This window comes from Pseudomonas sp. P5_B2, assembly GCF_056400445.1.
Genome location: NZ_JBFULH010001075.1, coordinates 1 through 1,043, shown reverse-complemented (window position 1 = coordinate 1,043; position 1,043 = coordinate 1). Strand labels below are relative to the sequence as shown.

General features: G+C 62.1%; 2 protein-coding genes. Both read left to right on the top strand.

What is annotated here, in order from left to right; genetic code table 11:
• On the top strand, window positions 1–535 hold a 535-nt coding region (locus AC1DRJ_RS29275; protein ID WP_477805198.1), incomplete at its 5' end, for a methylated-DNA--[protein]-cysteine S-methyltransferase.
• A gap of 31 nt (window positions 536–566) precedes the next feature.
• The coding region (locus AC1DRJ_RS29270; protein WP_477805197.1) for an isocitrate lyase/phosphoenolpyruvate mutase family protein at window positions 567–1,043 on the top strand (477 nt) is incomplete at its 3' end.

Genomic DNA, 1,043 nt, shown 5'->3' with positions numbered 1-1,043 from the left:
GAGTGAACCCTTGCTCTTCACCCGGCTGACCACGCCACTGGGGCCGATGATCGCCATGGCCGAACGCCGTGGACTGGTGCTGCTGGAATTTCTTGACCGTCGGGCATTGACCCGCGAAGTCGAAGCGTTGCAGAACCGTTATGGCTATGCGGTCGCGCCGGGACACAACGCTCATCTGCAGCAGATCGAAGTGGAACTGGCCCAGTATTTCGCCGGAAAACTCACCGAGTTCACCGTTGCGCTGCACCTGCCTGGCAGCGAATTCGCCCGGCAAGTCTGGGACGAACTGGCGAAGATCCCGTACGGCAAGACCAGCACCTACGGCAGCATCGCCAGGCAATTGGGCAAGCCCGGCGCCAGTCGCGCCGTGGGCCTGGCCAACGGGCACAACCGACTGGCCATCGTGGTGCCCTGCCACCGGGTCATCGGTGCGGATGGCTCGCTGACCGGCTATGGTGGAGGACAACCGCGCAAGGCGTTTCTGCTCCGGCTGGAAAACGCAGCGATGCAGGTCACCCAATCACTCGCGTTCTGATTGCCTCAACTGTCACCAGGAAGGACATTCGATGGACACACAATTCCACCAACTGCACCACGAAGGCCTGTTGATCCTCACCAATATCGCGGATGCCACCGGAGCCCGTATCGTCGAGCAACTGGGCTGCAAAGCCGTCGCCACCAGCAGCGCGGCGGTGGCCTGGGCCCATGGTTATGCGGACGGCAACGCCCTGCCCCTAGAACGTCTGGTATCGACCGTCGAGTCCATCGCACGGGTGATTTCGCTGCCGTTGACGGTGGATGTCGAGGCTGGTTATTCCGATGACCTGACGCGGGTTGCCCAAGTGATTGAGGCGGTGATCGACGCCGGCGCGGTCGGGATCAATATCGAGGACGGCGTCTCTGCGCCCGAGTTGCTGGTTCGCAAGATCGAGGTGGCGCGCAAGGTGGCCGATCAGCGCAATGTGAAGCTGTTCATCAATGCCCGCACCGATGTGTACCTGCGAGGATTGGTGCCAGCCGAAGATCGCGTCGCCGAAACACTC